The sequence below is a fragment of the Rhabdochromatium marinum genome, assembly GCF_016583795.1.
In the GTDB taxonomy this organism is placed as follows: Bacteria; Pseudomonadota; Gammaproteobacteria; order Chromatiales; family Chromatiaceae; genus Rhabdochromatium; species Rhabdochromatium marinum.
In genome coordinates this window covers 1-9,440 of record NZ_NRRS01000108.1, presented here as the reverse complement: position 1 = coordinate 9,440, position 9,440 = coordinate 1, and the positions used below count along the sequence as shown (strand labels likewise).

The following is a 9,440-nucleotide window of genomic DNA, read 5'->3' as shown; positions in this document are numbered from 1 at the left end:
GGGCGAACAGCGGGGTGGCCTGGCGAATGAGGCGTGCGCTGGCTTCCAGGGGGCAGTAGATACGACCGCCCTGGGAGGTTTGGTAGACGTTGCGCTCCACTTCAATGGCCCCATAGGGGGGTTGGTAGGTCTTTGGTGAGACGCCGCGCTTGGTCCATTTGATCGCCCCCATGGTGATCGGGGAGCCGTCGGTGTCGAAGCGCTTGAGCGTCTCGGCACTGGCAAGCCTTCCGATGCTGTTGCAGGCGGCTTGGATGCGCGCTTCAGCTTCAAGCATGGTTCCGCTGAGATCGATCGTGACTTGAAGAGTCGCCTGATGACCGTCGATGTTAATGAGTTGCGCTGTTATGGCCAAGCCCTCTTTCTGCATTTGGATGATGAGCTAAGCATGGCTCATGATTGACATCATTGAAAGGCGGCACCCCACTGACAAGTGGGATCGCAGGTGAGAAGATCTATGCAAATGCTTCGACCATGGCGCTCATCAATAGCGCGACCGAGACGCTCTGCCAGACCCTGGCGGTCGAACTCGCCCCTGTGCGGGTCAACTGCGTAAGCCCCAGTTTCGTAGCGCCTAAGCCGGCGCGTCTGGAGGACAATGCCAGCCAGCTTCCGCTCAAGCGGTTAGCCTCGGCAAATGAGGTCGCCTCGGCCTATCTATGGTTTATGGCCAACCCCTATGCGACGGGGACCATCTCGGTCGTGGATGGTGGCGCCCGCTTGATTTGAAAAAGGCGCTCAGGCGCAACGGACCGCTCGCTTGCGTTCCAATTTGCGGAGAAAGCCGTCAATCCGAGTCGGTGTAGCAATCGAGCAAGGCGTCATAGTTGTCGAAGCCGACCAGTTGGCGGAGCTGTGGAAACAGTATGCGCTCGGTTGAGGTACGGCCTTGTGATCTCAAGGTTGATCGTCGCGGGTTTCTCGCTGAGCTTGAGACGGCTTGTCCGCCAGGAAATCGCGGACTGCGGTGTCGTCGAACTGCTTGCTCACCGGATCGAAGCCAAGCGTGAAGACACACACCTGCATGGGCTTAGTCACCCCGGCGAGACGTTCGGCTCATGCCGGCCGCGCGGTTGCGCACGCGCGGCGGCCAGGGGGCTTGGTCGTTTACGAGCGTTGCCCCTGATGGCAGACGCCAAGGGTAAGAGGGTAGGAGCGCCAAGCTATACGGTCCTCAAGAGGCGAAAGCCGAGGTAGCCGTCGCGGTCCGACGGGCGCCCGTGGCGGCGAAACGCCGAGCGGCAGCCGCCGGCGTCGAGGAACCAGGAGCCGCCGCGAATCACCCGGTCGGAGCCCGACTCGGAGCCACTCGGATTCTCACTCGGCATCTGTTCAGAACCACTGGAAATCTGCTCGACCCTGCTCGGCATCTTTCGAGTGACGCTCGAAGACTGCTCGGAGCCTATTACGAGCTGCTGGTAGTAATCGCTCGCATACCAGTCCGCGCACCACTCCCAGACGTTTCCGTGCATATCGAAGAGCCCCCAAGGATTCGGCTGTTTCTGGCCCACAGGATGGAGCTTACGCCGAGCGTTCTCTGCGTACCAGGCATGCTCGCCGAGCACCTTCTCGTCGTCACCGCAGCTCCAGCGGGTTGTCGTGCCGGCGCGGCAGGCGTATTCCCACTGTGCCTCGGTCGGCAGGGTATAGCGTTTGCCGGTCTGCTCGGAGAGCCAGGCGCAGAAGGCGACCGCGTCGTCCCAGCTGACACCGACGACCGGCAGGTCCTCCGCATCTGCCGAGATGCCGCACTGTTGGTAGTAGTTATTACTGCCAGTGTCCAAATGGTACTGGTTGCCCTTTTCCAGCCACTCCGGCCAGTGCCTATCCGTGGCCTCACAGAAGCGCCGGTAATCGCCCCAGGTGACGGGCGTGCGGCCGATGGCGAAGGCATCGAGCCGGACCGAGTGGACAGGCTTCTCGTTGTCGCGCCCCCGCTCATCGCCCATGGGGAAGGTGCCACCTGGAAGATAAACCAGTTTGGGGGCGTCGATTGGGGTCTCGGTGCCATCGCGGCCGACGATCCGGAAGCGGTCGCGGAAGACCTCCCGAGGAGCGTAGCGGGAGCGGCCGGTCGGCCCCGCAGCTGACGCGCGCGGGGCCGTTTCCGGTGACCTGGTTTGTGGCTCGGTCTGGATGTCCGGACTCGGCTGCGCGCCGCCAAGGGTAAGAGGGTGAGAGCGCCAAGGGCCAGTCCTCGAGAGGCGGAAACCAAGGAGGTCGCGGCGGCTCGACGGCTCGTACCTGCCGCGATACGCCGAACGACAGCTGCCGGCGCCGTGGAGCCAGGAGCCGCCGCGGACCACACGGTAGGAGCCCGACTCGGAGCCCTGCTCAAGTTCACTGGAGAGCCGCTCGTAGTAACTGTCCGAGTACCAGTCCTGACACCACTCCCAGACATTACCGTGCATGTCGTAGAGCTGCCAGGCGTTGGGCTGCTTCTGGCCAATCGGGTGAGTCTGGCCTCCTGCATTCTTGTTATACCAGGCATAGTCCCCGAGCTGCGCCTCGTCGGCTCCACAGCACCAGGAGGTCTCGGCTCCAGCCCGACAGGCGTATTCCCACTCGGCCTCGGTCGCGAGGCGATACGATTCGCCGGTCTCCTGGCTGAACCAGTCGCAATAGGCTTGGGCGTCCTTCCAGCTCACGTTGATGACTGGGCGCTCGTCCCGGCCCCAACCTTGGTCTTCGGGCATCTTGCGCTTGGTCGCCTCGCAGAAGCGGTCGTACTCGGCAAAGGTCACCGGATATTGGCCGATCGAGAAGTCATCGATCTTAATCGGTAACTTGGAAGTCTCGCCCCAAATGCTGCTGTCATCCCAGTGGCCAGAGTCACTCCATCGCCCCATCTCGTCAAATACGCCCCGCGCCAACTCTTTCGTGAATAGTCCGCCCGGGAGCCAAACCATGGCAGGGCCTTCGCTGTGGTCCCTGAGCTGATCGCGCAGGCCGGCAATCGGCTCGGGCCTGACCTCGAGCTCCGGCGGGCCGAGGGTAAAAGGGTAAGAGTGCAGAGGGCCAGTCCTCGAGAGGCGGAAGCCGAGGTGGCTGTAGCGGTGCGACGGCTTGCGCCCGTGGCGGTCCGCCGAACGGCAGCTGCCGGCGACGTAGAGCCAGGAGCCACCGCGAAACACCCGGGAGAAGCCCGACTCGGAGCCACTCGGATCCTGCTCGGCCTCGCTGGAGTAGCCGCCATACCTGTCCTCGCACCACTCCGAGACGTTGCCGTGCATGTCATGCAACTGCCAGACATTAGGCTTCCTATTGCCCACCGGATGGGTGCCGCCGCCTGCATTGCGGCTGTACCAGGCATGGTCACCGAGTCCTTCCTCATCGTCTCCGAAGCAGTAGGCCGTGTTGCTGCCCGCACGGCAGGCATGCTCCCACTGGGCCTCGGTCAAGAGCCCATAGGTCTGCCCCGTCTCTTTGCTCAGCCACTGGCAGTAAGCTCGGGCATCATTCCAGCTGATGCAGACCACGGGATGGCTGTCGTCCTGTGAGATGTAGGGGTTGCGCCAATTGGCATCGCGCTCTTGCCTGGGATCTCCCTTGCTCCAGATCCATGCCCCATCGCCCTCCTCCGCCTCGGTGCGATAGCCGGTGGCCTCGACGAAACGGCGGAACTCGCCAACGGTGACCGGATGCTGGCCCACGGCGTAGTGACTGAGGGTGACCTCGTGGGCGGGGTGCTCCTTGTCCTCGCCGACACCGTCCGGGCTGCCCATGGTGAAGGTGCCGCCAGGGAGAAAGACCATCTGTGGCGCAACACCGGAGTCATCCTTGAAGGGGTCGCAAAAAGGAATGGGGGAATCCGGAAGTATCTCGTCCGAGTTGTCCAACGGAACGCCAAGCTTGGGAAGGACCACTCCGGCGACATGGCGGACGTTAGATGTCACTTTTGAATCGGCAAACTGGGCACCCACGACCTGAAGTGCGCGCGGATCCTGCAGGAGACGGGCGACTTCGCCCGCATACTCAAGCAGCTCTGGGTGCTCGACGAGGCGGTCAGACAAGGCATCCGTCAGTCGAACAAGGCGCTTGAGCTCGGCGTCGGAGATGAGCCCATCCCCGGCTGCTGCCGAAGCGACGCCAAGTCCATTCGCAAACGCGAGGGCAATCTGCCGGGCCACCTCGCCCCGCTGCTTGGCGATATAAGCCATGGCCGACCACTGCTCGGCTTGAAGCTGCGCGGGTCCGAGCCCAGCCCCGGCGGCACCGAGCTGACGAACATAGCGCAACAGCAGACTGGCGGCTTCGCGCATTGGCTCGGATCCCAGCCGCGCGCGCATCTCGGCGATCAGACAGGCGCGCACGTCCTGATCCAACACGAACTGCTCGTATCCGGCCTGCTGGCACAGATCGGAGAGCAGCAGGTCGGCCTCGGCAATCCAGGGCACGCCGTCGCGCCCGCGCAGAAAATGCGTACGCAAGTATCCGAGCAGCTCTGGCGTGAGCACCAAGGGCAGCGCGGCATACCACGCCAGCTCGCGATACGGCTCGCCGAAACGCCGGACGAAGCGCTCGATACGTGCTTGGGCAAGGTCTTGCGCGGAGGTCAACGCGGCCTCCAGCCGAGCTGGCCGCGCAGCCGATCCACTGCGTTGCTGAACCCGTCCTCGTCTATGGGAAACATGTCGACGATGGCGCCGATGAGCTGCGCAGTGGTACCGGCCCAGCGCTGACTCGGGACGGGATTGAGCCATGCGAGGCGCGCGGTGCGCTGCTTGAGACCCACGAGCACGCGCGCACTGGCCCGAAAGCGCGTCTGGTCGCGGCCCCCTCGGGCGGCGCCGGCGTCGCTCACGACGAGGATGCTCGAATCGACTCCGCACTCGGCCAGGAGGTCCTTGAGCGGCGTCGGGCGTGTGCGGTGCGCATCCATATAGACCTGCGCGGCCGGTGTGTTCTGGAAATAGCCGATATCGACCCGGCCGAGACCTGCGTCGTTGAGCGTCTCGACCAGTTCGCGGGTGAGGTGGTGAAAGGGCACCATGGAGCCACCCTGATCGAGGAGGACAACGAGGTGGCTGTGGTCGGTCACACGCCGCTCGAGCACGGGCTGATCGAAATAGCCCTGACGAGCGGCGCGATCGATGGTAGCCGGCAGATCGAGCTGATCGCGCGGACCGTCCTTCACGGGCCGGCGCAGGTAGTGCCAGGAATACGCCATGCTCCGGCGCGACACCGGGTCAGCACTGATCAGCATGGCGTCGTCCACCAGCGGCGCTGGCATGTCGGGCGCCCGCACGGGCAGTGGCATCAGGGCGCGCATGGGGCGCGGCTCGAGCTGCGGCGGTGGCGACGACGGTACCTCGGCAGGCTGGTGCGGCGGCTCCGTGGCTGACGGCGGAGATGGCGGTGTCTCGTCGCGCTCCATCGGGTCCGCGCGCATCGGACGCTCGGCCAGCAGCCGCTCGAGCTGGGCCTCAAGCTCGGCATTGTGGGCGGCAGAGGTACACCAGAGGAGCTGCAGGATGCGCTTCAGACGCGGCCCGGCAGCCCCTCTGTCTGCCTCCAGGGCTCGACGCGCATCGAGTAGCTCGGGCAAACCCAAGGGCACACCGGCCGCACGGAGGCGCTGGAAGAGCACGGTCAGCAGGTCATCAAGGTCCTTGGGTTCCATAGGCGCGGCCAGACTGCCGATCCCTCAGACGACCGGCCCGTAGCGCTGCCAGTCGGCGCGCAGCTTGAGCAATACCTCAGGGCACGGCAAGGGGGCCTCCGGGCGGCGCAGCTGCTCGACCAGTGAGTGCGTGCATGTCCCGCGTGAGCCGACATCGCCGCGCGCGAGAACACGGACGAGCGCTTGCAGCCAATCGAGCAGCTCGCTGGTACCGGGCTTTTTGAACAGATCGTCACGCTCACGCAGGGCCAGGAATCGCTCAATGGCGGCATCGGTCACCTCGGCGGGAACCGCCTCAGCTTGGTGGATCGCGAGGATCTCTTTGAGTCGCTCGGTGTCGGTAGGGAAGCGGAGGTAGCTGTAGATGCACCGGCGCAGGAAGGGGGCCGGCAGGTTGCCCTTTTCCTTGTTGCTGGTGATGATGACGATGGGCGGATGCTCGGCCCGGATGGGCTCATGATCTGCCTCTTGGACGCAGAACTCGCGCGGATCGTCCAGTACGGTCAGCAGATCGTTGGGAAAATCGATGTCCGCTTTGTCGATCTCGTCGATCAGCACGACGGCTGGGCAGTCTGCGCAGCGAAAAGCCTTGCCCAAGGCGCCCCAGCGCACGTAGTCCATTGGATGCTGCGGGTTGCGCTTCACCCGCACTTGGGTACCGGGCAACGATGCCATGTGCACGTCGTGCAGGCGCAGCATCGCCTCGTAGGTGTAGAGCCCATCCTGCGCCTTGCTGGTGGAGCGCACAAGCCAGGGATAGAACGGCAGGCCCAGTGCAGCCGCCACATATTTGGCGAGCTGGCTCTTGCCGCTGCCGGCCTCGCCTTCGAGCAGGAGCGGACGGTTCAGGTGGATCGCAAGATTGACCGCCTCGATCAGCTCCTCCGAGGCGATGTAAGGCACGGGCTTGGGGGCGTCCGGGTGTCGCTCGGCGGGTCTCGCGGTGCCGGGCCGCAGCTCGAACGGGCAGGCGTCGGTCATGGTGTCTGTCCTCGGGTCGTTCAATCGGTCATGGGGCACAATTGTTTGAGCAGCTCGTGCTCGATCAAGCAGGGGACGCCTTCGCTAATCCGCATCACCAAGTTGCGAACGCTTCGGATGGTTTCATCAGGATGGTTCGTCATCCCGAAGCGCGCGAGCCAATCACCCACCTCGTCAGCCGTCCAGTTGCGCAGCTCGATCTCCAGGCAGCGATCGCGATGGACATCGGCCAGACTACAGCAATGCTCGGGGGACAGAGCGCCTTCCGGCAGTTGGTCGTCGACGAAGAGCGCCGCGAGCAGCGTGACGCTACCCGGTCGTTGCCTCGCGACGATCTCCAGGTCGGCGATGAGCCGACGCCAGAAATCCATCACCACCCAGTGCAACGCCGTGGGCTCATTGTCCACTAGCCAGTTGCATCCGTGAATCTCGATGAAGGCGATACTGCCGGCTTGGAGGGAGCCGCAGAGCGTGGTGCTCACGGCTTCGAGCCGCTCGCGTCTGGACCGCCCCTCCAGACTCAGCTCCAAGTGGCCTGCCATGACACGCAAGAGCAGATCGGCATCGTTGTGCGCGCCGTTCTTGGCCTCCAATCTGACCGGAAACGGCCGGAACAGACCACCCGCTTCGGTCTTCAGCAGGCTGATGATGCGCTTGGCGCAGAGCGAGCCACTGCGACGGCTGCAGTGCTGAAAGAGCAGGAGACCGGCGCGTCCGTCCTTCGATTGATTCTTCAGAAGATCTCGAACAAAGTCGTCCACATGGTCGAAATCGATCCGATGCAGGAGCGCGTTGAGGAGGTCGTGGACTTTGTCCGGCTCCCGGTGATCGCTCGGACAATCGACCTGCGCCGGTGCCAAGGTCATTTCTTGGATCGCTTGCTCAAGCTGATCCATACGATCGGCAATCCGTTCGGCTTCCTGCTCGGCTCGAACCCGGTCTGCCCCGCTGTGCAACGCGCTCTCGACCAGAGCTGCCTCGTACTGTGAGGCTAGGAGCTTAAGCGCTTTCTCCATGGCTTTGCGTCGCCTAGTCCGTGAGACCCCTGTCACCTAAACCTCTCCGGCCAGTTGACGCTCGATCTCGTCGATACGCTGCTCGAGCGCGGCGGCTTCCTGCTCGGCACGCACTCGAGCAGCGCCGCTTTGCAGCGCGCCCTCCTCAAGGGCGGCTTGCCATTGCGCCGTGAGGAGGCTCAGTTGCTGCTCCAAGCCCCGGCGCCGCCTCTCGTTGACCCTGGACGCCGTCTCAGCAGTACTGGGTGTCTCGACCCTCGCTGCTGGATCGGTTCTATCGCGTGGGACGCTGATGTAGTCCCGAGTCGTTTCAGACTGCGCTTCTTGCGATGACGGAGGCTCGCCTGAGGCGAGCTCCAGCCGCGCGACGATCAGATCTGCCGCCGCATCCGGCGTGCGATCCCGCACATCCGGCACGATTGCGTTGAAGTGAATGCCGGGGACATCGCCATCGCCCACCCGGATCGGCAGAATGCGGTCACGATCTCGCTCATCGTTGGAAGCGCGAGCCTGCATCAAGCGCGCACGAATCGACTCGTGCTCGATCAGCGTCCAGGGTTTTTCGCCGTAGCGCTCGGCAACGCAGACGACCACCAGCTCCGAGCGCTTTCCGTAGATCGCTTGCAGCTTAAGGTCGGCGTCCGCCCCCGCAAGATAGTGCTCAAACCACGCGTCCAGGAAAACGCTCCCTTGCCCGAGTCGGGCCTCGACGGCCTCGGCAATGCGCCGCACGAGCTCGCGCTGCTCGCCGGCAAAAGAGAAGGCGACAAGGAACGTCTCCGGAAGCTTGCGCACAGCGGTCTTGGCGCCAACCTTGAACGCCTGCGCGACTGGCTTGGTGTCTGGCTGCGGCATCGGCGCGCCCAGCCATGCGGCGGCTTCGGGATACACCCGAGGCAGCTCGGCGACGCTGATAGCAAAGCCTTTGTCCTCGCCAACCCGGTGCGTCACAACGGCCACGACTTGTTCCCGCGTTGGGTCGTAGATCGGCGATCCGCTGTAGCCGTTCTTGATGCGCTCGAAGGCACCGGCTTGGTCATTCAGGTAGTAGTCCCAGTAGGCCAGGTCTTCGCCCGCAGCATGAGACCAGGCAGTGCGCTGACCGAGCGTTCCGTTCAGGCGGCGTCCCTCCGGTCCGAAACCATAGATCTGCACTGGCAGGCCTTCGACGCCCTGTGGGGTGAGTGACAATGGTTGAAGGCCCGGCAGACCAGGAACGCGAAGAATGGCAAGATCGAGGGATTGGCCGCCTGGATCGGAGATGAGCGCTCCGCGCTGGCCTTTGATGTGCAAACGCTCTGGCCCGATGGTCTCGACAACGTGCCAGCAGGTCACGAGCAGTAGCGCGTCGCCGTCGTGCGCCACGGCAAAGCCTGTCCCCTGCGGCTTGTCGGTCGGGTGCCGCCTTTCAATGATGTCAATCATGAGCCATGCTTAGCTCATCATCCAAATGCAGAAAGAGGGCTTGGCCATAACAGCGCAACTCATTAACATCGACGGTCATCAGGCGACTCTTCAAGTCACGATCGATCTCAGCGGAACCATGCTTGAAGCTGAAGCGCGCATCCAAGCCGCCTGCAACAGCATCGGAAGGCTTGCCAGTGCCGAGACGCTCAAGCGCTTCGACACCGACGGCTCCCCGATCACCATGGGGGCGATCAAATGGACCAAGCGCGGCGTCTCACCAAAGACCTACCAACCCCCCTATGGGGCCATTGAAGTGGAGCGCAACGTCTACCAAACCTCCCAGGGCGGTCGTATCTACTGCCCCCTGGAAGCCAGCGCACGCCTCATTCGCCAGGCCACCCCGCTGTTCGCCC

7 protein-coding genes and 2 pseudogenes are annotated in these 9,440 nt (G+C 63.9%); 2 read left to right on the top strand and 7 right to left on the bottom strand.

Translation table 11 applies throughout. The features are described from left to right. A pseudogene (locus tag CKO36_RS17905) lies at positions 1-355 on the bottom strand (ISKra4 family transposase); the annotation flags it as partial. A gap of 44 nt (positions 356-399) precedes the next feature. On the opposite strand from CKO36_RS17905, the gene CKO36_RS17900 reads away from it, so the two are divergent. Further along, on the top strand, positions 400-729 hold the full coding sequence (locus tag CKO36_RS17900; RefSeq protein WP_338053521.1) for an SDR family oxidoreductase: 330 nt from the start codon (positions 400-402) through the stop codon (positions 727-729). A 168-nt stretch (positions 730-897) separates the two neighbouring features. Here CKO36_RS17900 and CKO36_RS20190 read toward each other — a convergent pair whose 3' ends face one another. From CKO36_RS20190 to CKO36_RS17875, 6 genes are all read right to left on the bottom strand, one after another. Beyond that, positions 898-1,026, bottom strand: coding sequence for a hypothetical protein (locus CKO36_RS20190; protein WP_275957870.1), 129 nt, complete (start codon positions 1,024-1,026; stop codon positions 898-900). A gap of 137 nt (positions 1,027-1,163) precedes the next feature. Continuing rightward, positions 1,164-4,559 carry a formylglycine-generating enzyme family protein gene (locus tag CKO36_RS17895; protein ID WP_200286278.1) on the bottom strand — a complete coding sequence of 1,132 codons (3,396 nt, stop codon included), beginning with the start codon at positions 4,557-4,559 and terminating at the stop codon, positions 1,164-1,166. Then, on the bottom strand, positions 4,556-5,623 hold the full coding sequence (locus tag CKO36_RS17890; protein WP_200286277.1) for a hypothetical protein: 1,068 nt from the start codon (positions 5,621-5,623) through the stop codon (positions 4,556-4,558). Before CKO36_RS17890 ends, CKO36_RS17895 begins: the two co-directional genes overlap by 4 nt. 24 nt (positions 5,624-5,647) lie before the next feature. Then, complete coding sequence (locus CKO36_RS17885; protein ID WP_200286276.1) at positions 5,648-6,604, bottom strand: AAA family ATPase; 957 nt, start codon at positions 6,602-6,604, stop codon at positions 5,648-5,650. Between the two features lie 20 nt (positions 6,605-6,624). Further along, on the bottom strand, positions 6,625-7,620 hold the full coding sequence (locus CKO36_RS17880; RefSeq protein WP_200286275.1) for a hypothetical protein: 996 nt from the start codon (positions 7,618-7,620) through the stop codon (positions 6,625-6,627). A gap of 36 nt (positions 7,621-7,656) precedes the next feature. Then, on the bottom strand, positions 7,657-9,045 hold the full coding sequence (locus CKO36_RS17875) for a trypsin-like peptidase domain-containing protein (protein WP_200286274.1): 1,389 nt from the start codon (positions 9,043-9,045) through the stop codon (positions 7,657-7,659). 40 nt (positions 9,046-9,085) lie between these two features. Between CKO36_RS17875 and CKO36_RS17870 the strand changes: the two are divergent. Then, positions 9,086-9,440: pseudogene (locus tag CKO36_RS17870) on the top strand (ISKra4 family transposase); the annotation flags it as partial.